The organism is Actinacidiphila sp. bgisy144 (genome assembly GCF_057708105.1).
This window is the reverse complement of sequence record NZ_JBYIRM010000001.1, coordinates 61007-83790: the sequence shown is the minus strand read 5'-3', so window position 1 is coordinate 83790 and position 22784 is coordinate 61007. Positions and strand designations below refer to the sequence as shown.

General features: G+C 70.6%; 26 protein-coding genes. All 26 read right to left on the bottom strand.

Going from position 1 to position 22784, the window contains the following annotated elements; translation table 11 throughout:
• Nucleotides 1-226: 226 nt before the first annotated feature.
• Complete coding sequence (locus AC3EVP_RS00440; RefSeq protein ID WP_435124626.1) at nucleotides 227-1099, bottom strand: hypothetical protein; 873 nt, start codon at nucleotides 1097-1099, stop codon at nucleotides 227-229.
• Between the two features lie 24 nt (nucleotides 1100-1123).
• Nucleotides 1124-1843, bottom strand: a complete 720-nt coding sequence (locus AC3EVP_RS00435) for an SPDY domain-containing protein (RefSeq protein ID WP_435124623.1) — start codon at nucleotides 1841-1843, stop codon at nucleotides 1124-1126.
• An 18-nt stretch (nucleotides 1844-1861) separates the two neighbouring features.
• Entirely contained in the window at nucleotides 1862-2626 is a 765-nt protein-coding gene (locus tag AC3EVP_RS00430; RefSeq protein WP_435124620.1) for a hypothetical protein, read from the bottom strand.
• A gap of 118 nt (nucleotides 2627-2744) precedes the next feature.
• A complete protein-coding gene (locus AC3EVP_RS00425) occupies nucleotides 2745-3203 on the bottom strand; it encodes an XF1762 family protein (RefSeq protein WP_435124618.1) in 459 nt (152 codons plus the stop codon).
• Nucleotides 3200-4987: a type IV secretory system conjugative DNA transfer family protein gene (locus AC3EVP_RS00420; protein ID WP_435124615.1), complete on the bottom strand. Its 1788-nt coding sequence runs from the start codon at nucleotides 4985-4987 to the stop codon at nucleotides 3200-3202. Before AC3EVP_RS00420 ends, AC3EVP_RS00425 begins: the two co-directional genes overlap by 4 nt.
• A gap of 64 nt (nucleotides 4988-5051) precedes the next feature.
• Nucleotides 5052-5534, bottom strand: coding sequence for a hypothetical protein (locus tag AC3EVP_RS00415; protein ID WP_435124612.1), 483 nt, complete (start codon nucleotides 5532-5534; stop codon nucleotides 5052-5054).
• A gap of 48 nt (nucleotides 5535-5582) precedes the next feature.
• The gene (locus AC3EVP_RS00410) at nucleotides 5583-5990 is read right to left on the bottom strand and encodes a hypothetical protein (protein ID WP_435124609.1); all 408 of its coding nucleotides are present in this window, start codon (nucleotides 5988-5990) and stop codon (nucleotides 5583-5585) included.
• Nucleotides 5987-6340, bottom strand: coding sequence for a hypothetical protein (locus AC3EVP_RS00405; RefSeq protein WP_435124606.1), 354 nt, complete (start codon nucleotides 6338-6340; stop codon nucleotides 5987-5989). Before AC3EVP_RS00405 ends, AC3EVP_RS00410 begins: the two co-directional genes overlap by 4 nt.
• A 36-nt stretch (nucleotides 6341-6376) precedes the next feature.
• The gene (locus AC3EVP_RS00400; protein ID WP_435124603.1) at nucleotides 6377-7186 is read right to left on the bottom strand and encodes an SPDY domain-containing protein; all 810 of its coding nucleotides are present in this window, start codon (nucleotides 7184-7186) and stop codon (nucleotides 6377-6379) included.
• Entirely contained in the window at nucleotides 7183-7983 is an 801-nt protein-coding gene (locus AC3EVP_RS00395) for an SPDY domain-containing protein (protein ID WP_435124600.1), read from the bottom strand. The genes AC3EVP_RS00400 and AC3EVP_RS00395 overlap by 4 nt, the downstream gene beginning before the upstream one ends.
• Nucleotides 7984-8248: 265 nt before the next feature.
• Entirely contained in the window at nucleotides 8249-9001 is a 753-nt protein-coding gene (locus tag AC3EVP_RS00390) for a hypothetical protein (RefSeq protein ID WP_435124597.1), read from the bottom strand.
• 67 nt (nucleotides 9002-9068) lie between these two features.
• The gene (locus AC3EVP_RS00385; protein WP_435124595.1) at nucleotides 9069-9917 is read right to left on the bottom strand and encodes a relaxase/mobilization nuclease; all 849 of its coding nucleotides are present in this window, start codon (nucleotides 9915-9917) and stop codon (nucleotides 9069-9071) included.
• Nucleotides 9914-10678, bottom strand: coding sequence for a hypothetical protein (locus AC3EVP_RS00380; RefSeq protein WP_435124593.1), 765 nt, complete (start codon nucleotides 10676-10678; stop codon nucleotides 9914-9916). Before AC3EVP_RS00380 ends, AC3EVP_RS00385 begins: the two co-directional genes overlap by 4 nt.
• Nucleotides 10675-11091, bottom strand: a complete 417-nt coding sequence (locus AC3EVP_RS00375) for a hypothetical protein (protein ID WP_435124590.1) — start codon at nucleotides 11089-11091, stop codon at nucleotides 10675-10677. The genes AC3EVP_RS00380 and AC3EVP_RS00375 overlap by 4 nt, the downstream gene beginning before the upstream one ends.
• Before the next feature lie 93 nt (nucleotides 11092-11184).
• On the bottom strand, nucleotides 11185-11682 hold the full coding sequence (locus AC3EVP_RS00370; protein ID WP_435124587.1) for a hypothetical protein: 498 nt from the start codon (nucleotides 11680-11682) through the stop codon (nucleotides 11185-11187).
• Nucleotides 11636-12316, bottom strand: coding sequence for a hypothetical protein (locus AC3EVP_RS00365; RefSeq protein WP_435124585.1), 681 nt, complete (start codon nucleotides 12314-12316; stop codon nucleotides 11636-11638). The genes AC3EVP_RS00370 and AC3EVP_RS00365 overlap by 47 nt, the downstream gene beginning before the upstream one ends.
• Nucleotides 12317-12499: 183 nt before the next feature.
• The gene (locus AC3EVP_RS00360) at nucleotides 12500-13555 is read right to left on the bottom strand and encodes a DUF8094 domain-containing protein (protein WP_435124582.1); all 1056 of its coding nucleotides are present in this window, start codon (nucleotides 13553-13555) and stop codon (nucleotides 12500-12502) included.
• Nucleotides 13556-13562: 7 nt separating this feature from the next.
• The gene (locus AC3EVP_RS00355; protein ID WP_435124580.1) at nucleotides 13563-14114 is read right to left on the bottom strand and encodes a hypothetical protein; all 552 of its coding nucleotides are present in this window, start codon (nucleotides 14112-14114) and stop codon (nucleotides 13563-13565) included.
• Between the two features lie 422 nt (nucleotides 14115-14536).
• Nucleotides 14537-14947 (bottom strand): hypothetical protein, encoded by a 411-nt coding sequence (locus AC3EVP_RS00350; RefSeq protein WP_435124578.1) that lies wholly within the window; start codon nucleotides 14945-14947, stop codon nucleotides 14537-14539.
• Between the two features lie 238 nt (nucleotides 14948-15185).
• Nucleotides 15186-16694, bottom strand: coding sequence for an ATP-binding protein (locus tag AC3EVP_RS00345; RefSeq protein WP_435124575.1), 1509 nt, complete (start codon nucleotides 16692-16694; stop codon nucleotides 15186-15188).
• A 76-nt stretch (nucleotides 16695-16770) separates the two neighbouring features.
• Complete coding sequence (locus tag AC3EVP_RS00340) at nucleotides 16771-17226, bottom strand: DUF6238 family protein (RefSeq protein WP_435124572.1); 456 nt, start codon at nucleotides 17224-17226, stop codon at nucleotides 16771-16773.
• Nucleotides 17227-17269: 43 nt separating this feature from the next.
• The gene (locus AC3EVP_RS00335; protein ID WP_435124570.1) at nucleotides 17270-18733 is read right to left on the bottom strand and encodes an SCO6880 family protein; all 1464 of its coding nucleotides are present in this window, start codon (nucleotides 18731-18733) and stop codon (nucleotides 17270-17272) included.
• 72 nt (nucleotides 18734-18805) lie between these two features.
• On the bottom strand, nucleotides 18806-20140 hold the full coding sequence (locus AC3EVP_RS00330; RefSeq protein WP_435124567.1) for an SCO6881 family protein: 1335 nt from the start codon (nucleotides 20138-20140) through the stop codon (nucleotides 18806-18808).
• 32 nt (nucleotides 20141-20172) lie between these two features.
• Nucleotides 20173-20841, bottom strand: a complete 669-nt coding sequence (locus AC3EVP_RS00325) for a hypothetical protein (protein ID WP_435124565.1) — start codon at nucleotides 20839-20841, stop codon at nucleotides 20173-20175.
• On the bottom strand, nucleotides 20841-21158 hold the full coding sequence (locus tag AC3EVP_RS00320) for a DUF6112 family protein (RefSeq protein ID WP_435125532.1): 318 nt from the start codon (nucleotides 21156-21158) through the stop codon (nucleotides 20841-20843). The genes AC3EVP_RS00325 and AC3EVP_RS00320 overlap by 1 nt, the downstream gene beginning before the upstream one ends.
• A gap of 142 nt (nucleotides 21159-21300) precedes the next feature.
• Nucleotides 21301-22422, bottom strand: coding sequence for a C40 family peptidase (locus tag AC3EVP_RS00315; protein WP_435124562.1), 1122 nt, complete (start codon nucleotides 22420-22422; stop codon nucleotides 21301-21303).
• Nucleotides 22423-22784: the final 362 nt, after the last annotated feature.

Here is a 22784-nt window from a genome sequence, read left to right as displayed (position 1 = left end):
AGGAGCGCGGTGGATTGGACTCCGGCGCCTAGTGAAAGGGAACGGAATTTCGCGGTTTCGGGGGCGGTAATGAAGAATCCTTACAGGAACGGCTCGATGGGACGGCGGTGAGCAGCTGCTGGTGGTCAATCTGCAGGAGTGTCGAGGTGTCGGCGCGGGGACGTCGGATTGTTCTCCGTGCCGGTTTCATGGGCGATGCGGTGGCGGGTCTATCCGAGGGCCGACGTCATCGACGCCGAGTCTCCGACTGTGAAGCGGGAGGCGCCGGTTGCCTTCCGTTGCCGGCGCCTGTGCCTGGCTGGAGGGGCGCGGCCGTACGTGCCCCCGACCGCGGTTGCGGGCCTCGCCTTGGAGTTCGTCCTGCGGGTCGCGGCCCGGTCAGTGCGAGCCGCCCGTCCTCGGTGAGCGTGATCCGCTGACCGTGGTACAGCGATGTACTGACGTCGACCCTGACGAGCTTGCGCCGTTGCAGGACGCGCAAGGTGGCGGTCGAGACACGGGCATTGCCGATGTGGACACGAACCGAGCCCATGCGGCCGAACTCGCACAGCTTGCCTTCTCCGCTCGCCAGGGCCTGGAGGGCGTCGTACTGGGTGCTGGTGAGGGGTGTCGGAGCCCGGGGGGTGGTGCGCCTGTCCTGGCTGATGCCGGCTGCGGCGTGTCGGCATCCGGTCATGCTCAGGCCGAGTTGGCGCACGGCTTCGGCGAGGTGATCCGTGACCTGCGGGAGGACGACGCCACGGGCGCCGTGCGCCGCGTCGTTCCGCGCCGCACGGCCGGGGGACGGCTGGTCTGCCCACTCGGCGAAGTACAGCGACTTGGCCAGTTCGGCCCCGGCCGCGGCCGACGAGGCCACGACCTTGGCCAAGGGGTCCAGGCCGGCCCGGCTGACGGACATGTCCGTGCGCCGGACTTCGTCGAGCGTGGTGAGGAGGGCGAGGGCGACAGAGGTCAGGCCCTGGGCTCGGAGCAGGAGGGGGCCGAGCTGCGTCGACGGGGTGCTGGCCGAAGGCGGTCCGACATCGGTGCGCAGTGCCTCGAACTCGTCCGACAATTTGCGGATCTGCTCGATCGGTTCCAGCTTGTCACGTGCGGGCATGTAGATGCTCCATGGAGGCAGGGGTCATATACGGCGGGTCGTCTTGCCGAGTTGGGACACGGCATGGTGGATCTGTGGGGGTGTCGCGGTTCCACGGGCGGCGGTGATGTGGGCCCCCTCGTAGTTCTGCACGAGGAAGGGGACATCTCCGAACCGGCGTTCCACCGGGGCGGACGAGGCGAGGTGGGCGAGGAAGTGGGCGACAAGTTGGTGGGGTGCGCCTGTGAAAGAGGCGTCCCACTGGGTGTCGAACCCTTCGTAGACGTCGTGCTGGAATTTCCAGCGGTTGCCGGCGGAGGTATGATGCAGGCGGCAGTGGCCGTCAGGCGAGATGTGGGTTCCCTCCTCGGAATTCCAGCCGCTCAGTTCGGCGATTTGCATGAGGGAACTCGTGGTGAGGGCCATCTGGTCGGAATGGCGACGGTCGCCGATCATCTGGGGGAGTACCTGGGTCACGGCGGCGACGGCCTCGATCGGCGTCTGTCGGCTGAACTCTGCGGTCCAGTACGGGTCATGGTGGCTTATCGTCCACCACCGGCCGAATCGATCGCTGGGATCGAAATCGAGCACGATGGTGCCGCCAGGGCTGGTGATACTGACGTGTCCGGTCGCAGTGTCGTGCTGCGGCAGCCAGCCGAAGAGGTGGATCAGAGGACCGAGCGCGTCGCCGATGCGGTCGGGGCCGGCTCCGGCAAGGTAACGAGGGGAGACCAGGACGCGATCGTCGAGGGAGAAGCTGTTCATGGGGCGGCTCCGTAGATGTCAGCGGTGTCGGGACGGGCCGGAGCGGACCGGGTGGGCGGCCACCGGGGTCGGGGCGGGCGGCGGCAGATCGATCACGGCTGCGAGGCGGACCGTTCCGGCCGCGGTCAGGCGGATGCGGTCCTGGAGCGGCCCGTTGCGGTATGCGGCTGGTGCGGAGTTCGGTATGCGGTCGGCGAGCCCCTCGGCTTCCAGTGATCGGACCGTGCTGATGGCGACCGGGACGTCGAGGTGGCGGACGTAGCGATGCGCCAGGGAGTTCGTGGTGGCGATGTGTCCGCGCGCGATCTCCCGAAGGGCGGAGTGTTGCGGTGCGGTCAGTCGGCCGCCTTCGCCGCTGGCTTGGGGTCGGCGCCGCCGGATCTCGGCGGCCAGGAGCGCGGCGCTGTCCACGGCGGCTTCGGGAGCCAGCGCCGTCAACTCGCGGGCGAGGCGCGGACGGTGGGCTCCGGCCCCTGAGCTGAGGTAGGAGAGCTGTCTGAGGCGGGCCATCACGGTCGACAACCCAGCACTGCTGGGAAGCCGTTCGTCGGTGATCACCCTGATGGCTGCGTGGGTGGCTGCGGCGAGTTCGCCTGCCGAGGAGACGTGGGCTTCGGGGTCGGCATTCGAGCCGGGAAGGAGGGAGCGATCGAGTGCGTCGTTGTGCTGCACGTACTGGTCCGCGAGGAGGAGGAGCCGCTGGACCGGCGTCGGGGTGGCCGACACCTCGAAGGGAAGCACGCCACTGGGGTGATCGTCGGTGGGGTGACCTATGTCTGGCATGGCGTCCTTCTGCTGTAAAAGGGGGAGAAAGTGGCAGGCCCCACCAGGGAGTGGCTGTTCGGTCCTGTCCGGCGGGCACTGGGGCGGTGCACGCGGAGCAAGGCCAGCTGCGGCACCTTCAGGGGGCTTGCCACAGGAAGCGGGCGATGTGGTCGTTGCCGTGATCGGTCCGGGGCCGGGCGGGGGTGTGCCATCCGGCCCGGGGCGGGCGGCTGGCGATCAGGTGCCATCCCGCGCCGCGCAGGGACGCGCCGCTCTCGCCTTCCTGGGTGAACGTGATCAGGCGCCGGTATCCGAGCGCCTTCGCCGCGCGCCACGATGCGCCGTACAAAAGAGAGTTGGCGTTGCGGACGCCGTCGGTGGCCGTCCTGGTGACTTCGAGGGTGGAGCCGTCGTCGAGATGCCGCGCCACTGGCCGGCCGACGATGGCGACGGCATGAAGGACGCCGGTTGTGTCGGCAGCGCCGACGGCGAAGACCTGCCCGGTTGGTGGTGGATGGTGGCGGTGCCAGGCGCGCACGAAGTCCTTCGCCTCACGGGACCGGACCGGCACCAGGTGCAGGAGGACGTCGCTCACGCGGCCTTCCCGAAGTCGGACCGTGTCGCGTGCTTCGCGACGGCCCGGGCGGTGATCGCCTTCGACGCACGCGCGGAGTCCGCGGACAGTTCTGCCGCTCCTGGTTCCCGGTACCACGGTCGCAGGTCGAGCATGGCGGCGCGCAGGCCGGTGGCGAAGCAGAGCGCTGAGCCTTTCGGAAGCGCGCGGATCGCGTCTGCGGGCAGGATGCGTTCCTGCCTCATCGAGACCGAGGTCGACTTCCCGGACTCCGAGTGCGAGGTCGATGTGGTCTTGACGTCGTGGTCGCCGATCAGCCGGCTCAGCTTGTCGGCGAAGTCCGGGTCGTCGATGCCGGAGCCGATGATCTTGACCGTGGAGGCGGACCACATGGCGTCCATGCCTGCGTCGCCCCAGACCTTCTGGCCCTGGCGGTAGGACTGCAGGATCGTGATCGGGATGATCCCGCGGGAGCCGAGGTGTGAGTACAGGTCCGGCAGGTCGGTGATTTTGCATACGTTGGCGGCTTCGTCCAAGACGCAGAGGGCGGGCGGGTCGAGTCGGCCGCCGGCCCGCTCGGCCTGGGCGGTCGCGGCCCGCATCACCGAGTCCGCGCAGGCCGCGATCAGCGCCGAGGCGCCGCCGCCGCCGTCCTTCGACAGCAGGTACAAGGTGTCAGTGGAGGTGACGAACTGCGTCGGCCGGAATTCCGGGACGCCGTTCTGGGGGGTGACCCAGGCCGCGATCTCGGTGTTCAGCAGCGCGGCCGCGTATTGGCGCGCGGTCTCATAGATCCCGTCGCGGGTCTCGGGCGGGCCCTCGACGGTGCCCTTGAGTTGGGCGGCGACGGCCGTGAAGCCGTGATCACGCAGGATGTCCAGCGGGGTCCGGTCGCCGGGGAAGGCCAGCCAGGCCATGACGTCGGTGATCGGCCGGCCGTCGAGGGACGCGGCGAGGAAGAGTTGGCTCAGGATGTTGGAGCCGGCCTTCGACCAGAAGTCGCCTTGTGCGCTTGCGTCGACGGAGGCGGCGAGGAAGTGGCCGGCCAGCCGTTGGGCTCCGTCGAGGGTTCTGGCGTCTGCCAGGGGGTTCCACCACATCTCACGGGCGGCGTGCGCGATCTGCTGCGGGTCCATCGACCACACCCGGCCGATGCGTGCGCGCGCGTCGTAGGTGGCGGTGTAGGCGTCGCCGGCGGCCTTGTTCGAGGTCAGGACGACCGGGCCGGGCGCGGCGAGGATAGAAGGGATCGCGAGCGACGTCGTCTTCCCGGAGCGCGGCGCCATGATCGCGACGGCGACGTCCTCGAAGCCCATCCGCACTTCGTGCTTCGAGCCTTGCAGGTTGCCCAGGAGGATGCCGGTGTCGCGGGCGTCGATGCGTCGGGCGTCCTTGAGGCTCGGCCGGAGCGAACGGGCCTTGGCGGCGATGCTTTTGGCCATCAGCGGTTCGATGTCGTGCCGCTTCGCCAGGCCCGTGATCCGTTTCGGACGGCGGCTGCCGCCGTTCTTGTGCCGGAGGTAGAGCGCCGCGGTGGTGGCGGCCAGGGCGAGGAATACTGCCGCGGGCAGGACGCGGGTGCCTACGAGCAAGGCAGTCCTCCCGAGGTCGGGCCACAGCTGCTCGGGGTGGAGGAGGGCCTGCACGGGCTGGTAGCGGGCCTGACTGCCGCCGGTGGCCCAGGCGGTGAGATTGCCGCCCAGCCAGGCCATGTTGGCCAGGGGAACGGCGACGGCAAGGACAGCGCCTAGGACACGGAAGGCTATGTCGTAGCCGTCGGACGAGTTGGGGGAGGGCTGGGGCAAGGGCGGGGTTCCTGATGCGGGAAGGCGGGTGAGGAGCAAGCTGCTGAGGCCCGCCCGGCGCGGGTCAGTCCGGAAAGCCGTGACGCGAGGTGGCAGCTCCGGGTAGTAGCCGCCCGGGGGAGGGCTCAGCGGCGGAGGGCTGCTTCGGCGGTCGGGATCGAGACGGGGGCCGAACGGCCGGGTGAGGCAGTTGCGCTGTGTCGTCGGGCCGTGCGGGCGGCTGAACGTGCCGCTGTGAGGTGAGCTTCGTGCTGGTCACGGTCTTGACGAACGCGGCGAGCAGGTGAGTGGGCGTGGACTCGTCGAGGTCGGCTCGCCAGATCCGTTCGCGGGGGTCGCCGCCGTAGTCCACCGAGGCTTCTGCGGTCACGAGCGACCGTTCGTCGCGAGCGATGTGTCGGCGCGGGAGACTCAAGGTGCCGTCGAGGAGGATGGCGGTCTCGTTGCCGTCACGGTCGCGTTCGTACGTCCAGCCGGCTGCCCGCAGTACCTGGGTGACGTGCCGGGGGTCGCCCGCGCCGGCCAGGTGGGAGGGCTGGTTGCGCACCACAAGGTGGTGTCCGGGTCCTAGGCGCAGGTGGGAATGCACGGAGGCTCACGTCGGCGGGTCACTTCGGGGGTCGGGGGCCTCCAAGTCCGTTGCGCCGAAGGGATATCCGCTGAGGTGATGGATGCCCCAGTGCAGGTCGTGGCAGTCGGTGACTTCCGGGGCGGCCGCTCGCAGCCGGGCGATGACGCGGCGGATCTCGACCGGCCAGGGGAGCAGCGCGTGCCCTTCGATCAACTGCGCGGCATTGCGCAGGATCGTGCCGAGCACCATCGGCATGCCGTACTCCTCGTTCAGCACCTGGGCCAGAGGTGGAAGGGCGTCGGCCATGACGGTCGGGCTGTGCAGGTACCTGCCGAACTGGTCGAGCACGTCCAGTGCCGTGGCGATCTGCGCGGCCGAAGGCGGCCGGCACGGCCGAGGGGTTGTGCCGGCATCGTCGAGAGGGTTGCTCATGGCGTCGAGGCCGTCTCGGCAGCAGGCAGCAGCCGGCCGGTCAGCTGCTGGATGTCGTAGTGGAGGGTGTACCAGTCGGTGGCCTGCTCGGCGGCCTCGCGCAGTGCCCGCATGGTCAGGCGTACCTCGTGGTCCATGGGGTGGTCGGTCTGCTCGGAGACAAGTCTGGAGGCTCCGCGCAGGATGTCGCCGAGCAGGATCGGCACGCCGGAGTCCTCGTCAAGGAGCGGTTCGAGCAGGTGCAGTGCGTCCGCCAGGGGCGGGCCGGTGCGCAGGTAGCGCTTGACCTGGTCGAGGGTGGCCGTGGCTTGGGCGATCTGGTGGGGGCTGGGGATGGTTGGCGTGGACATCAGCATCCTTGGTCGAAGGGAATGGCGGGCGACGCGTCAGCGGTGCCTCCTGCGGTGCTTGGGCCCCGGTGCCGGCCCGGCGGTCTGCGGTGCGACGGGCGGCGCGGTGCGACGGGCTTCTTCCAGGCGCTGGTGGTGCCGACGGCGGTGCTGGTCAGGGGAGACGGCGCTTCGGGTGGCGGTGGCGAAGCCGAAGACGAGGCCGGTGAGCTGTGATGGCGAGCGGAGCAGCGGCGCGGGATCGGTGAGTGCTCGTACGAAGCCGGCCAGGGCGTGCCCGGGAGCGGTCTCGTCGATGGCGGCTCCCCAGATCCACGTCCGGGTGCTGTTCGGCCCGGGCAGGGACACCTCGGTCTTCCAGCATGCGGGGGTGCCGGACAGGCCGCCCGCCGTGCGCAGCCGTGCCAGGACCGCGGTGGCGTCCGGGGAGAGCACGGCGTCGCCCGGGCCGGCTGTGTGAGGTGTCCAGCCGCGGTCCGCTGCGAGGCGCCAGGGATTCTCGGCCGGCACGGGAGCGTGGAGAAGGGAGTCGGTGAAGCCGGCGATGATCTCGGCGGGTGCGTGAGCGCCGAACCGTGCGGTCCAGGTCCGGTCGGCGGAGCTGATGCGCCACCAGGAGTCCCGGAGGGTGTCGGGAAGGGGCTCCAGTGCCAGGTGCAGCTGACGGTCTGGGCTCTCCAGCAGGACGTGGGGGTAGCCGGGTACCGAGCGGTTGCTCCATCCCGTGGCGATCAGGTAGTCGGTGACGTGCCGAGGATCGCCGGCCCCGGCCAGGTAGCGCGGTGAGACGTCGTCCAGCGTCTGTCCGGCGTCGCCCCGCGCGGGGGACGACTGGATGCGGTTCACCGTGTCCTGCTTCGGGAGGGGGCGTACGGCCGGGCGGTACCGGACGTGCGGCGGGTGCCGGCAGGGGAGTTGCGGGCCCAGGCAGCCTTCCGTGCGGCGTACAACCGGGCCTGCTGCCAGGCGCTCAGTTGCGCGGGCAGAACCGACACCGACGTCGTGCGGACCTTCCGGGAGGGAGGGATGGTCCCGCGTGGCCGCAGCACCGGTTGCGGGTCGGCCAGCGCCGTGCTGAACGCTTCGACCAGGCGCATCGGCGCGGTGGACGTCAGTACCGCTTCCCACATCGGACCGTGCTCGGTGCGGGCGCCTGCCCACCAGTGGGCCTGCCCGGCGGCCGGCTGGTGGAACCGGACGAATGCGTCGCCCTGTGGGCTGCGTGCGGTGAAGTGCTGACCGTGCTCGGTCTGCCACTCCTGCTCCAGCAGCGGCGCCCACACGTTGGGGGCGTGCGCGGAGCGCGGCCTGGTGAGCGCGTCGGTGAGGCCGGCGACGATCTCGACCGGTGTCGCTCGGGAGAACGTGGCATGCCACGCCTCCTGACTTGCCGTGGCCCGGCCGCTGATCGTCCAGCCGCCGGGCTGGGTGAACGGGTCGTACCCGATGCGAACGGTCTTGTCCGGGCTGTCGAACACGATCGGGCCGCCTGACTTCGAACGGTCCTTCCAGCCCGAGGCGCGCAGGTATTCGCTCACGTGCCGCAGGTCGCCGCCGCCCGCGAGATGGCGGGGTTCGACGAGGTAGTGCTGCTCGGGCTGTTCACGGGGCGCCCAGGTTGCCCGGGGCTGCCACGCGGTCATCGGTGGTGCCCGACGGTGGGCGACGAAGTGCGGTCACGGCAGCGGACGGGGGCGGGGCGGGTCCCGGCCAGGAGAGTGCCGAAGTCACCGGTGGGGCTGACGGAGCGGAGATAGCGGCGGTACAGAGCGCGGGCCAGGCGGGGCTTGCGGTGGCGGGCGATGAGGGGCGGCTTCCGCGCTTCACGGGCGGCTTCAACTGTGTCGGCGCCGTTCCGGCTGCCGCTCGTGATCGTCTGGGCGGTAGTGTCGAAGGGAGCGCTCATAGTCACCTGTGCGGTGCGGGCGTAGGCGGCGATGTCGGTGCGGGCACCGTGTTGGTGTCCGGGGCCGGGCGCGGTCTGCTTGCCCGGATGGCCACGCCGATGCCTACGTGGTGCAGGCGCTGGCTGAGGCCGAGAACCGCCGCGGACTGACGGCCGGTGTCGGCTCCGGACAGGACGAACCCGGCCCTACCGAGCATGAACCCGCAGGCCGTCAAGGCGCGGTTGATCGCGGCGTCGGCTGTGTCGGGGGTGACGAGGTCGGTGCCGGACCAGGCCAGGACGACGCGCTGCTCCTGGTCGTTTGTCGGCGCAGAACCACGGGACGCGTTGGTACGGACGTGCGCGAGAGCCCGCTCGTAGCGGGGCAGCAGGTTTTCCCTGACCTCGTCGGCGGCGCGGAAGGGGTCGGCGGGGACCGAGATCCCGTCCGGCTCGCGGACACCGCGAAATGCTCCGGGCGGGATGCCCTGTGGAGCGAGGGCCGCGATCAGGTACGTCTCGGCGGTGTCACGGCTCCACGGGGCGATGATGATCAGACGAGTACCGTCATCGCGCGTGAGGACGGCGCAGGCGTCAACGGGGTGTCGGGCCATGGCGTCCGCCACTTCGTTGAGGTCCCACACCTGTGCGGTGAGGTCGGCATAGTCGTGGTCGCCGCCACGGTCTGGGTGGTAGCGGCTGGTCCAGGATCGGGGCAGGGAGTCGGCCAGGATGCTGGCGAACGCTTCAAGAGTGCTGGGGGTATCGGGGCGCACGGGTTCCTTGGGCAGGGGTGTGAGGTGGCCGGGTGACCTCGCCGGGGGCACCGGCGTTGCGGAACGGTCAGCGGGTGCGCGGGGCACGGGGGGACGTCGTCGTCGCGGGCGCCGTGGTGACGGTCAGTGTTCGCGCCGCGGTCGGGAGGACCGCCGCGGTGGCGGCGACGTCATGCTGGATCTTGTGCAACCGGCGGGCGAGCAGATCCAGTTGGTGCCCGAGCGCGGCGTCGGATGCGTGGGCAGAGCTTTCGAGGCGGTGCGCAGCGTGCTCGATGAGCACGCGCGCGGACGCCACCGGGCTGGTGCTCTCGTCGGCGAGCCAGGTCAGCAGCTGTCCGATCTGCATGGTGTCCGCGATCGAGCCGGTGCGGAAGCGAGTGGTGGCCGGAGCAATGAGGTCGAAGTCACGCTCGATGTGTCGGCATTCGGCTTGCAGGAGCCGGCCGATCCGGGGCGGCAGCCGGTTCCACCGGTCGTCCTGGCGGATGAGGTTGGCGAGCAGGTCCAGGTGGCCGAGCTGACTCTGGAAGGCGACCCACCGGCATCCGCGATCATCGCCGGGTACCTCGATGCCGGCGGCACGGGCGAGTCGGTGCGCGATCTCGGCCCATTCGGGTCCGGTAAGGGCGCGGTCGTCGGGATGCAGCCGAACACCGGCGTGCCAGATGACGCACCGTTCGCGATCCGGGTCCATGATGAACGGCTGCTGCCACGTGGGCTCGTCGAGGTGCTCGGCCCACTGGTCTGCGGTCCAGGTCCTCAGCTCGTCGGGTTCGACGAAGAAGGCCAGGTCGGACCAGTGCGCGACCACGGTGCACGCGGTCAGCAGCTGCGTATTGGACGGTGGACGGGTGAGGACCTCGGTGACCCGCTCGTCGGCGCGGGCGCCGGGCGGATACAGGCGCGGGATCACGCGGTGACTCCGCCGGCCCGGGCCGCGCAGAGCCGGGTGATGTCGTCGGCGGCGCAGATCAGCGTGCGCTCCCGCACGAAGTCGGCATGGACGGCGGGGTCGCCGGGCGGCAGCACGTCCAGGGCGCGGTCGATGCTGGCCAGCGCGGCCTGGAAGCGGCCGAGGCTGCGCAGTGCGCCGGCCTCGCGCAGCAGCGCGACCGGGTCGGTGCGCGCCGTGAACGGGCCTCGGGCGGTGAGGTGGAGGATGCGCCGGGAGCGGTCCGGCAGGTGATGCCCAAGCCAAAGGCCGTGCAGGAGCACGTGCAGGGTCTTGGCGTGGCCGCCCGCGCGGTCGAGGACTTCGTCTGCGAGGGCCAGGCCCCGGGGCTTGGACTGGCCCAGGAACGCGAAGGCGTACAGGGCGGCCGTGTACGGGTCGCTGTTGAGAGGGACGTGCTGTTCGACGAGGGCCTGGATGGCGCGGCAGCGGAAGTCGTAGCGCAGGGCGCTCAGGTGCAAATGCCGGTAGGTGCGGACGTCGATGTCATCGCTGCCGGTGATCTGGACCGGGCGGGTCAGGCCGGTGACGGGCCGCTGGGCGGCTCTGGCCGCCCACGCGGCATCCGCGCACACTTCTGCGGACTCCTGCCAGGACGCGTGAAGCTCGGCCAGGTCAGCGGCGAGCCGGTTCGGCCACGTCTCGTCGCCGATCCCCCTGGCGCCGTGGCGGGCACGGCGGGCAGCCTCGCCCAGGGTGGTGCTGCGGCTCGGAGCGGTCATCGGCGGCGCTCGTCGACGTGGACCAGGTGGTTGAGACGGGTGAGCGTGTACCAGCCCACGTCGACCGGGCCGCAGGGAGCGCTGACCTTGGGCAGCAGGTAGTCCTGCAGGGCGCGGTGGTAGATCAGGCAGTCGGCGCAGGACCGGCCGAGGTGGGCGAGGTAGCGCGGGTGAGCGGTGATGTAACTTCGGTCGCCACCGCGCGGGTTGCGCAGCCGCCACCCGGCTTCATCGGTGGGATCGTGCCAGGAGGAGGCGACGATGGTCATGATGTCCCCCCACAGGCTGTCGCCGGCCACCCCCCTGAAGACGATGACCGAATCACCGGGCCGGAAGTGCCCGTGCGTGATGCTCCGCACGGGAGTGACGATGTCGGTGGGCGAGAACGGCGGGCGCGTAGCGGAGTCATGCACGACGGGTCCTTGCGGCAGGAGAAGACGTGGGAGGATCAACAATCCGCACGATCCCCGGTTTCGGAACCCGGGGATAATCGGGTATGAGGGCTCCTACCGGAACGGGTTCTCGGTGCCGCGGTCGTCGCCCGTGGCCGCCTCGAGCAGTTCGGGCAGGTCCGTGCCGTCAGCGTCGCGCTGGTCAATCCACCAGCCGGCTCGAGTCACTCTGCGGACTTGGTCTTCCAGGTCGGCCCACGCGGGCTCGCCGTAGCTGCCTTCGACGACGAGGGCGGTGTATGCGCTGGTGACGAGCCGATGTCGGGCGCGCTGTCCCCATTCAAGGACCTTGTCGGGTCCTTCGAGCGGCGGCATCGCGAACTGCTCTGCCCAGGCTGTGGCTTTGTGCTGCTCCTCTGCGCGCTTGGCGGCGAACCACTCCTCGCGGCTGGGCCTTCGGACGTCACGGGCGGCCTTCCAGCAGTCGGTGCAGTCACGCTCAGCCAGCCAGCGGGCGAATCCCGCGCGGCGGTCGGCGGGCCGGCCGGCAAGGTCATGCGACGCCTCATGCCCACAGCTGTGCACGACGGTCCACGTCGTAGGGATGGCCATTGACGGAGAGATCCTCACGGGTTCGGGGAAGGTCGGTGGGGGCGCTGACGAAGTTCCTTGACGCGGACCCGGACGACAAGGCGCGGTCGGTGCAAGGGGGAGTGCAGGAGACGGGGTCCGGATTGCAGAGGTGATCGGTGAACGCACGGATGAGGGGATGAGACTGCGGTAAAGGCGTGCTCAACGGTCTGTCACCTCGTGGGGGCGGGCTGGTGTGAGTGGCGGTGACGGAAGGCGACGGGCGCGGCGCGGCGCGGGTGCGCAAAGCAGGTGCAGGGGCGGGGGAGACCGGGTCGCGCTGCCACCGGTGGGGTGTGTCGGAGAACCTGGTGAGCGGGCTGGTGGTCCAGGCGACGATGGGCCCGTTCGTCGCGCCGTGGCCGGTGGGGATCACTTCGATTCCGATGTCGCGCAGGACGTAGCCCCACTCGGCGCCGCTGTGGGTTGCTGGGTCGTGGGTGACGAGCATGCGCTGGGCGGGCTTGCCGTCCATGGTGCGGATGTCGTCCAGCGGGGTGCTGGGGACGTGCTGGTCGCCGACGAGCGCTCTGCGCAGGTCTGCCGGCACGCCGTCGAGGAGGTCGGTGCCCAGTTCGTCCCAGCCGACGGGGACATCGATGAGGTGGCCGACCAAGGCGGCAGTGTCCCGGCGGAAGCGCCACCGGTATGCGGTGAGCAGCAGCGGCAGGTGGTGGGAGGGCTTGCCGTCGTGGTGGACGTATATCCCGGTGTACCCGTCGTCGGTCGGGCGGGCGATGAAGGATCGTGTGCTCAGGTGGACTCCGATACGAACGGATGGCCGGCGGCTGCGCGGGGGTTACACGCCGTTGGGGAAGCCGGCGGAGGTGGGGCCCTGGACGTCGGTCATCTGGCAGCGGTACCCGAGGAGGGTGGCCCGGCCGCTGGCGGGGGCGAGGGCGGCGTCCGTGCACAGGAAGGTGGTGTTGATCGCCTGGCGGGGGGCGATGCCCAGCCAGGCTCGGGACGCCGTGCCGGGGTCGATCTCCCAGCCGAGATCCGCAGTTTCGGTTTCGACGTGAGAGTGGGCGAACAGCACCAGCGTGCCGCCGGAGGTCGTGCGCAGTCCGTACGCGGTGGAGGCCAGCTCGGTCTGGAGCCCGGTGAAGTCGACGGTGGCGTGCTTTCCCACGGCCGTCTCCCGGGTGCGGGCGGCGATCTGCCGTCGGCTGGCGGAGGAAGAGGCAAGGTAGCGGGCGCCCGCCTGCTTCCCGCCGGTGGCGAAGTCGTCGATCACTGCTTGCCGCAGGTGGTCGGCGTCCGCGGTGGCCGCAGCGGTGTTGTCGACGGGTACGGCGGTGGCGTACCCGTCGTGGTCGAGGGCCACCCGGGGCGGCACGGCGCTGTCGAGGTCGGTGGCCTGCACCATCTCCCACTGCCCCGTCGGCTGTTGCTCGAAGACGACCATCACCAGGGTTTTGTCGCCGGTGACGGTGAGCGCGGCGGCGAACCAGCGGGGGGCGCCGGCGGTGAAGCGGGGGATGTAGAGGTGGGCGGTGGACGTGTCGTAGGACCACGGCTTGTACGCCGTACGGTCCTTGGCCGGGGTGCCGCTGCCCTGCTTGTACTCGCCGAGGGACATCTCGTAGAGCGGGCCGTCCTCGACGGTGTCCAGCAGACGGGAGTTGGCATTGGTGTTGGCCTTGTTGTTGACCAGCGTGTAGTGGCGGATGAGCGCGAGTGCCGCCGACTTGCTCACGGCCGGCGCCGGGGCCGTCGCGCTGATCGTGCTCGGTGACGTCGTGGGCTTGGCGGTGCCACCGCTGGTGGTGCAGGCGGCCGCAGTCGCGGCGACGCAGGCGGCAGCAGCGACGAGGGACAGCGTGCGTTGGGAGATGCGGATGAGGTGCTCCATGATCGGGTCAGCGGGTTCGCGGGGACGGCGTGGTGGGTGGAGCCTGTGGCGGGGACGTCGACTGCGACCAGATGGTGCCGGGGGGCAGCGAGGCCAGCAGTCGGTCTGCGGCCCGGTGCAGCTGGTAGCCGCCGTCGTTGAGGTGGAGCCGGGCGCGGACGAGGTGGCCTTGGACGGTGTCACGCGCCACTCTCCGGGCACGGACGTGCTGTCCGTTCCACGCCTCGGGTTCGAGTTGTCGCAGCAAGCCGGCCTGTGCCATCGCGTCACCGAGGCGGGCCAGGGCCTGGGTCAGGACCCGGACCGACTCGGCCAGCGCGACGATCTTGTTCTGGGTGACGGCCGGATACCGGAGCGCGCCGTCCAAAGAACGGTCTGCGTGGGCGGCTGCGGTCGTCATGTGGGCGACCACGGTCGCGATCTCGCGCATCCACCGGTCGAGGTCGTCGAAGTCGCAGCGGCTGCTCGGCGAATCGAGGACCGCCAAGTCCTCAGCGACCAGGTGCACTCGTTCGGCCAGGCCGTGCATCTCGCTGATGTCGTCGTAGGCGGACGTCACCGCTGGCGAGGGGATGGCGGGGGAACGGGTTCTGGGGGCGGCACCGGGGAGGGACCGGGCGGAAGTTGCGGGGCACGGCTGAGGTCCGAGGCGGTCTTCTCCAGGTCGTCCCGGGCTTCGATGTATGCCTCGACGGCGTTGACGCTGGCAGCCCGGTACTGGAACTGGTGACTGGATTCGCCCTCGGCGCGCGCCGCATGGGTCAGAGCCGCTACCAGGTGGCGCGATGCCTTGTCCATCGGGACGGTCGTGTGGGTGAGGCGTCCGACGACCTGGCGCTGCGGCGGGCCCCAGGTTGTTGCTACTGGTGAGTACCGAGTGGATGCAGGCAGCGGTGCGCCGTTGGAGGCGGAAGAGGTGGTCGACGTGTTTACGGGCAGCGATTGAAGTGACCTCGGCGCCATCGAATGGGAGGCCATCGATCAGTTCCCCGAGCTGGACCATGAGGGCGTGTGCGGTGGCAGCGCTCCAGCGCCACGGGGCGTCGGTGGTAGGGGCGGTGGGGGTGCGTCCGTCATGGCCTTTGCTGGTATGCGTCCGGGAGACGGCGGCGGACGGTGGAAGGCTGGCTTGTCGTCCGAGTCCATCAATGCTTGAACTCCCGTACACAGCAAGCGAGTTGTGAGCTTGATGGACGTGTACTGGCAGCCGTGGTCGGCGTGGTGGATGCGCTGGCCGGGTTCGACCTCGCGGGAGGCGAGGGCGTACTCCAGCGTGGTTAGGACCAGGTCGGCGTCCGCGCGGGCGGACGTCCCCCAGGCAACCCCCCCCATGCGCGCGAACGCGTCGCGGATCGCGGAGAGCCAAAGGGGCCCCTCGCCGGTCGAGATCATGGTGAGGTCGGTGACCCACAGCCGGTTCGGTGGCTCGACATGGTGACTGCCGTCGCAGGTGGGAGAGCATCGCGTTGCCGGCGGGGTTGGTGTGGTGAGACCCGCCGAAGTCGGCAGCGAGGCGGCCGACGTCGCGGGCGAGATCCTGTGCGCCGGCGGCATGCTGGAGGAGTTCGGCGTAGGACGGTTGGGTCGGTATGCGACCGGCCGAGTCGAGCAGATGCCATCAAGTGACCTTTCAGTGCATGCGGGCATCGGTGTCGAAGAGCTGCAGCTCGTGGCTGTGCAGCAGGTGCTGCACGATGAAGGATCGTCCGGCGACCTTCCACAAGCCGCGGCCTCGGGTGAGGTGGGCGATGGCCTCCGTCTCCACCGAGGTCAAGCCGAGCAGGGAGGCGGCAGCATGGAGTTGGTCGGCCTCCTGGCGGTAGATGATCCGGGTGGAGCAGTCGGCGAGGAGCCCTTCGGCCAAGGCCCGCCCGCGCGAGCCGGCGTCGCCGGCGGTGAGCAGGTCGGACAGCCGGTGGATCACCATGAGGTTGGCGATGCCGAGACCGCGGGAGAGCTTCCACTGCGCCTGCATCCGTTGGAGCAGCCCGATGTGCCGCATCAGCCGCCACGCCTCGTCGTAGATGATCCAGCGGCGGCCACCGCCGCCGGGATCGGAGAGGGCGGATTCCATCCAGGCGCTTGCGCAGGTCATGGCCAGGACGAGCCCGGTGTCGTCGCCGGACCCGCCGAGGCGGGACAGATCGATGGTGAGCATCGGCGCTTCCGCGTCGAAGGCCACGGTGGAGGGAGCGTCGAACATGCCGGCCAGGTCTCCACGGACCAGGCGCCGCATGGCGTGGGCCAGGTCGCGGGCGGCGCCACTGAGGTGGCCGGCCACCGTCCCAGCGGCTTCGTCGAGCACACTAGGGGTGGCCAGGGCTGCGGCGATGTCGCCGAGGAGCGGAGTGCAGCCGGTGGCATCGGCGCGGGCGGAGACGGCGTCGAGGGTGATGTCCAGCGCCGTGTGCTCCATCGGCAGCAGATCCCGGCCCAGGACCGTGCGGGCCAGAGAGCCGAGAAGCAGCAAGCGCCGTTTGCGCACCTCGCCGGCCCAGTCCGCCTCCGCCACGCTCGGCGGCCGCGGGGCTGCGTCCAGGGGGTTGAGCCGGCCGGGCAGACCAGGGCCGAGTGCAACGGACCGGCCGCCGAGCGCTTCGGCCACCGGGGTCCACTCGCCCTTCGGGTCGCACGGCACGTAGACGCGGTATCCGAAGGCGACCGACCGCAGCGCGATGCTCTTGGCGAGCGCGCTCTTGCCCTGCCCGATCACCCCGGCGAGCAAGAGGTTCGGGTTGGTGAAGCCGTCGAGGCGGCCGTACAGCGCGAACGGGTCGAAGACGAACGATGCCTCTGAGTGGACGTCTCGTCCGATGTAGGTGCCTTCGGCGCCAAGTCCCCCTTCGGCCAGGAACGGGTACGCGCCGGCTGCCACGGCTGTGGTCATGCGGTGGGCGGGGAGTTTGAGTTTGGTGGTGCGGGCGGAGGCCGGTCCGGGGCGACCCGAGGACGGGAAGACCGCCGGGGGCATCGCAGGGTCGCCTGAGGTGGCGGCAGTGGCGAGGGTGCTGACGCTCGCGCGGGCTTTCGCGGTGGCCTCGGCGGCCTGCCGGCGGGCTGCCTTGCGGGCGGCGCGTCCGGAGCCGTGGGGGGTGAACAGGGTGCTGGCGCTGGTGCGCTGGTCAGGTCTGTGGGTCAAGAGGCGGCGGCTTTCGGTGGCTGGCCGAGAGATCGAGCGGTCGCGTGTCCGGCAGCACCCGGCCTCGGTGCGGCGGTCAGCGGGCGCAGATGGTGGCGTGACCGGGGGGCGGGTCGGTGAGGTCCGAGGGGGTGGTGCTGCGGCGGACCCGGTGGACCGCGGCCAGGTGGCGCTGGCAGATGGTCAGGAACGGCGGGCCTTCGGGCACGCGCTCAGGGCGGCACGACGTGGGCTGATCGGTCGGGCCGGGCAGGAGGTGGAACGCGTCGTGTACAGCGGCCGCGGACTGCCACAGGCGGGTGTGTGCCGCAGTCACCTGGCGAGCGGCTGCGGGATGCGGGGTGCGGATGGTCGTGGCGACGGTGTCGACGAGCTGATGCAGCGCGATGACGTGCGCGTGCAGGGCGTCGAGGTGGGCCCGGTCGGCCGAGGCGGATGCTGCGTCGTGGGCGGACAGGGACCGCGCGTGATGGCGCAGGCCGGCGGTGGCGGCACGCAGATAGGGGTGCGCGTCGGGAGCGTCTGGAGTCACGAAGGTCCTTGATGGGCGGCCGGACGGTGGAGCTGGGCTGGTGTCATCGGGTGGTCCGTGCGAGGGGCAACGCGGCAAGGGTGAACGCCGCCGGCTGCTGGAAGAGCAGGCGCCGCAGGTCGACCTGGGCGGTGGCGGCGGCTGTCTCCATCTGAGCGCAGGCGGCGTCGAGAAGGGCGTCGGAGGCGGCGGAGACGGTGAGCAGGCCGGTCATGGCGACATCGGTGTGTCCAGCGATCAGCTGCCGCTCGCGGGCTTTGACGTCGGCGTACTCCACCGAGTCGGCCTCGGAGTCGACGAGTCCGCGTCGGGTGCGCTCGCTGGCGTCGGCGATGATCTGCGCCTTCCTGCGCTGCACGTCGCGCATCGCGGACTCCACCCCCTGGGGGACGTAGATCAGGGAGAGGGAGCGGCGGACCCCTGCGGTGAACATCAGCCCGTGCAGGAAGCCCGTGTTCACCTCGACGCGGGGCCAGTCCTCGACCCAGTAGGTGGCGTGCCGGGCGGAATCGGTGGCCAGCCGGTCGTACGACTCGACCTGGACGACGGGCCCGGCGGCGGCCGGGGCGGCTTCGGCGCGCCCGGACGGCGACCACTGCTGGAGGGCGGAAAGGGCGTTCGGGTCGTAGGCCGTGCGGATAACGGCGGCGATCTCACGCGCTGAGAGCCAGCCGGAGACCATGAGCCCGGCGGTGCGCGCGGCCTGGGCGACGGCCGACGTGGTCTGTTCCATCACGGTGAAAGCGCCGGGTAGTCCGCCTCCGGCCTGGGCGATCAGCCTTCGGGCGGCTTTCAGGTCGAGGCTGATGGCCAGGTATGTCTCGTGGGGTGCTGCCGCGGGGCCGGCGGAGGCGACGAGTTCGGCGTAGACCTGCCCAGCGACGGGCGCTTCCGGGTGGCCGGTACGGGCCCAGTGCCGGGTGACGGTGTCGCCGGAGTCGGGAACGGTGCGCTCCAGGACTTGCACGGTGGCCACGTGCCCGGTGCGTGAGAGGCCGGCCAGTGCTCTGCCCCACCCGGCCACGGCCTGGTTCTGGGTGGCGGGGTCGAGCAGCGCGTATGCCCGGGAGGAGACACGTGCAACGGCGGTCAAGGTCTGTTGGTGCGGGTCGTGCACCGCGGCACCCTCGTTTACGGAGTCGCTCGGGGTGACCACCCGCAGCGACGCCGCGGTGCCCGGCAGGTGCAGGAGCCCGTCTTGGCGTGGGCGTGTGACCGGGCGGGCCAGCCACAGCGCCTGGCCGGTGCGGCGCCGCCCCGTGTACGTGGCCACGATCGGTGCCCAGTCGGCCAGCGGCCGGCCGTGCCGGCGTACGGCGACCAGCAGGCCGACCGCCGCCCACAGGGGGGTGAGAGCGATCACGCCGAGCAGTCCGGTGGACACCACCGTGATCAGCAGCAGGGCGACCGCAGCGGATACGAGCACGAGCTGTGGCAGGGAAAGACCGAGCAGAACGCCACGCCTCGGCCGGTGGGGGAACTTGATGGTAGGGGCGATATCAGACAAGGCGATTCCGATGGGCGCGCGGGAGGGGCCGGGGCGGCGCGCGATGCGGGCCGCCCCCGGGGTGGTGGATGCTCACCCGCCCGTCGGCGGCGGACGCGTGCCGGACGCACCCGGCGTCACGGGCGGGCCTTCGCTGTGCGGCGAAGGGGTCGTGGTCGGAGCCAACGCTGACAAGGTCATGAAGCCTCCGCCCTGACCGGACGTTGGTGATCCGGAGCCGCCTCCTGGCCCCGGAACGCCGCCGACCTGGCCGATGGTGTCGTCGCGTGTGCTGGTCGGCGGCGGCTGGAGGGCCTTGTCCATGCCGGCCTTGAGGCCGCCTTCGCCGGAGTCGGGGGACAAGCCGGTGGGGTTCGCGGCGATGTCACCGGGGAACCCACCGCCACCGGTCGCGGCGGTCGCGGTGTCCGGTCCCTGCGGTGAGGCTCCGGCGGCGGCTCCCGCACCGCCGGTGGCAGCCATGGCGGCCGCCTTGCGGGTGGCCTTCTCGGCGTGCTGCCGGGCCATGTGCGCGCCGGCGCCGCCGGCGCGGTGGATGTCTTCGCCGGACGTGCCTTCGGCGGCCCAGTGCGCGAACTTGAACGTCGCGTACGGGCACATCAGCACGAGGAGCATGATCACGATGCCGGTCATGATGTCGGACAGCGCGCCGACGCCGTCCTTGGCCTGCGTCTTGCCCATGGCGGAGATGCCGAGGACGAGGACGACGGTCATCAGCAGCTTGCTGACCACGAGGGTGGCGGTGGCTTCGACCCAGCCGCGGCGCCACCGCCGGGCCACCTCCCAGCCGCCGCCGGCCCCGGCGAACACGGCCAGGGTGACCATGACGAGGATGCCGACCTTGCGGGCCACCATCACGCACCAGTACAGGACTGCGCCGACTGAGGCTGCGAGTCCGGCGACCACGGCGACGAGCCAGCCGAGTTGGGAGACGACGCTGATCTGGTTGACCTGGATCATGCGGCGTACGGCCGTTTGGATGTTCAGGTGGGAGGCTTGGAACAGTCCGTCGGACAAGGCGTCGACCACGGCCAACGCGACCGATGTCAGGGCGACGGCGCAGAAAGCGAACAGGACGCCTGCCATCGTGCCGGTGAACGCCTGGCTGAGGGCCTGACCGTCTCGTTTGACCGCGGCACGTACAAGTTGCGCGCAGAAGGTCGCGACCAGCACGGTCAGTCCGATGGGCAGCAGCATCTCGTAGTTGTCGCGGAACCAGGTGGCATTCAGGTCCACCTCGGTGGTGCTGTCGACGGCTTTGGCGGCCAGGTCCGCGGAGGCGGCGGCGAGTTCGCCGGCGCTCTTGGCCATCCAGTCGCCGATGGTCTTGCCGGGATCGGACACGAAGCTGGCGGCGTCACCGACGCTGCACACCTTGTCCGCGAGGGGAAGGTCGCAGAAGCCCACGGATTGTCCTCCTTACACTTCGGTCGGCTTGGTCACTGCGCGACGGTCGGGTCGATGGCCGCGAGGCGGCAGTCCTGGCTGGGGCGGCACTGCACGGCGAGGGTGATCGCACGGTCCTCGCCGCCGTCGCCTCCCTTCCACGTGATCTGCTGAGTGCCGTTGACCGTGACGACGTAGATGTATGCCTCGGTGATCGCGGACGGGTCGTCGGCGAGGGCCTGCTTGAACGCGCTCGGGTAGTGGCCTTCGGTGATCGTGGCGGTGGCGTGCTGGTCCTGGTCGGCCATCCGTGACCACAGCACCGGATCGGGGATCTGGCCGGACACCGAGGAGAAGTCGGCGTACTTGGCTTCGGCGGTCATCCAGGCGCGCATACCGGTGAGTTGCTGGTCTCGGGTGGTGTCGCGGGTGTCGTAGGACCACAGCATCCGTGCGGTGGCCTCGGCGAACGCGACCGGTTCGGAGATCTGCGGCGGCGCGGCTACCGAACTGGGTGTCGTGGAGGGCGCGGGCGTCGCCGATGTGGGAACGGGGCTGCTGGCCCGAGGCGGGTCTGCCGCACGGTGCTGGGTGGTGGAGCCGGTGAACCAGGCGACGGCGGCAGCGACGGCGACCAGCACGGCGACGGCGGCTGCTAGGACCGCGATCCGCATCCGCGCCGACCACATCACGCCGTATCCGGACAATGAAGGCAACGGCATCAGTGGACCTGCGATCCCAGCGCACTGAAGAAGGCCACGATCCCGTTGGCCGCACCGAGCCCGAGCGCGGCGCCGGCGGCGACGACGGCGCCCTTCTTGCCGTTGGCCTCGGCCTGGTGACCGCCGGAGTGATGGCCCCAGGCCCACACCGACAGGGACACCGCCAGGGCGCCGACGACGGCGACGATTCCGAAGAGGTTGATGCTGTTGACGACGTTCTTCAGTACGGACAGGCCGGGGAGGCCGCCGCCCTTGGGGGAGATGCCAGGGTCGTATGCGAGGTGGACGGCGGCGCGGGCAGCGAGTGAGATGGGTATGGCGGGGCTCCTTGCAGACGCCAGGCCGCGGCGGCGACGGCGGGTGGAAGTGACGAGCGGGGAGGGGAATGGCGCGGGCGCGAGAAGGCCCTCCGGGCGGGCCGATCCGGGGCGGTGCCCGGGCGGCGCGCGAAGGGCGGCGTCAGACGACGCGGCGGGCGGCGAGGATGACCCAGTCCTTGATCGGGCTGATCCTCACCGGCTTTGAGGTGCGCGGAGCCTCGATCACGAGGCCCTCGCCGATGTACATCCCGACGTGCTCGGGGTGGGCCGCGCTGCCGCGGCTGAAGATCAGGTCACCGGGCTCCAGGGCCTTCGGCGAGACGGCCTTGCCCTGCTTGACCTGGGTGTACGTGGTGCGGGTGAGGCTGATGCCCGCGCGCTTGTACGCCTGCTGCATCAGGCTGCTGCAGTCGCAGCGGCCCATGGGGTCGGCGCCGTGTGCGTTCGTGCAGGAGCCGCCCCACTGGTAGAGCGTGCCGAGTTGCTGCATTGCCCACTCGATGGCCTTGCGTGCCGTCGGATCGGTGTTGTTGGGAATGGCGTAGCCCTTGGGCACAGTTCCCTCGGGGTACTGCCCGAAGGAGGCGCCGTCGGGCGTGCAGTCGCTGGCGCCCGCCGTGGATGTGGCGGTCGTGCCGTCCGTGGGCGGGCTTGCGCTGGTGGTGGGGAAGGTCGCGGCGATCGCCTTCTGCAATGCCGCGGCGAGCGACGCCCATTGCGCGTAGGCATCGGGGAACGCGGACTTCTGGACGGCCTGCGCGGCTTCGGCGACTGTCATCTGCTGCCACCCATCGACTGCGAGCAGGTGCTTGTAGAACTGCTCGGACGCGTAGACCGGGTCACGGATCTGCTCGGCGGTTCCCCAGCCCTGCGAGGGCCGCTGCTGGAATAGCCCGAGGCTGTCGCGGTCGCCGGTGCCGAGGTTCCGCAGCCGTGATTCCTGCATCGCGGTCGCGATGGCGACGATCTGGCCCCTCGCCGGCACGTTCATGCTGATGCCGGTGGCCACGATGGTCTGGGCGTTGGGGATCTGCTCGGCGGGCAGGTCCAGTCCCTGGATGTGGACGGTCTCACTGGAGGCGCCGTCGAGGATGGCGGTGACCTGCTTGGCCACCTCGTCGGTGTCGATGCCGCCCAAGCAGCTGCTGGAGGTGCTGGTGTCGGTCGCGCCCTTGCTCGACGAGGCGACCATCATGGCCGTCCCGGCCAGAAGAAGAGGCGACAGGACGACGACACCGATGCTGGCGGCCAGCGCCTTCAATCCGGCGCACCGGCCGGTCGGCGGTCAGCGCGCGGAGGACCGTTTGCGGGCAGGCAGGAGCGGAGCGATGTCACAGCGAGTCCTTCGAGTGGAGCCGGGGCGCGCGTGCTTGGCGGTGAAAAGGGCGCGTGGTCCCGGGGGGGAGGGCAAACCTTGGGCGTACGTGCCGGAGTTGCAGCTCGGGCACGTGCCGGTCCAGGACGAGGTCAGGGATGTCGGGGCACAGGGGTGCGACCTTCATGGGAAGCGATGGACGGAGGAATGCCATCGGCGTTGTCCCGCCGGGCAGTTCCAAAACAGTAGGCGCCGAAGCCCGGTTGCCGAAATCATCCGCCCTCCGAGATCCGATGTCGGGCCTCCAC

Bases quoted from the DNA above. Each gene is read 5' to 3' on its own strand.
- AC3EVP_RS00440 (WP_435124626.1), bottom strand. From the start codon at position 1,099: ATGCCCGCACGTGACAAGCTGGAACCGATCGAGCAGATCCGCAAATTG.
- AC3EVP_RS00435 (WP_435124623.1), bottom strand. From the start codon at position 1,843: ATGAACAGCTTCTCCCTCGACGATCGCGTCCTGGTCTCCCCTCGTTAC.
- AC3EVP_RS00430 (WP_435124620.1), bottom strand. From the start codon at position 2,626: ATGCCAGACATAGGTCACCCCACCGACGATCACCCCAGTGGCGTGCTT.
- AC3EVP_RS00410 (WP_435124609.1), bottom strand. From the start codon at position 5,990: ATGAGCAACCCTCTCGACGATGCCGGCACAACCCCTCGGCCGTGCCGG.
- AC3EVP_RS00405 (WP_435124606.1), bottom strand. From the start codon at position 6,340: ATGTCCACGCCAACCATCCCCAGCCCCCACCAGATCGCCCAAGCCACG.
- AC3EVP_RS00395 (WP_435124600.1), bottom strand. From the start codon at position 7,983: ATGACCGCGTGGCAGCCCCGGGCAACCTGGGCGCCCCGTGAACAGCCC.
- AC3EVP_RS00380 (WP_435124593.1), bottom strand. From the start codon at position 10,678: ATGACCGCTCCGAGCCGCAGCACCACCCTGGGCGAGGCTGCCCGCCGT.
- AC3EVP_RS00370 (WP_435124587.1), bottom strand. From the start codon at position 11,682: ATGGCCATCCCTACGACGTGGACCGTCGTGCACAGCTGTGGGCATGAG.
- AC3EVP_RS00360 (WP_435124582.1), bottom strand. From the start codon at position 13,555: ATGGAGCACCTCATCCGCATCTCCCAACGCACGCTGTCCCTCGTCGCT.
- AC3EVP_RS00350 (WP_435124578.1), bottom strand. From the start codon at position 14,947: ATGATCTCGACCGGCGAGGGGCCCCTTTGGCTCTCCGCGATCCGCGAC.
- AC3EVP_RS00325 (WP_435124565.1), bottom strand. From the start codon at position 20,841: ATGCCGTTGCCTTCATTGTCCGGATACGGCGTGATGTGGTCGGCGCGG.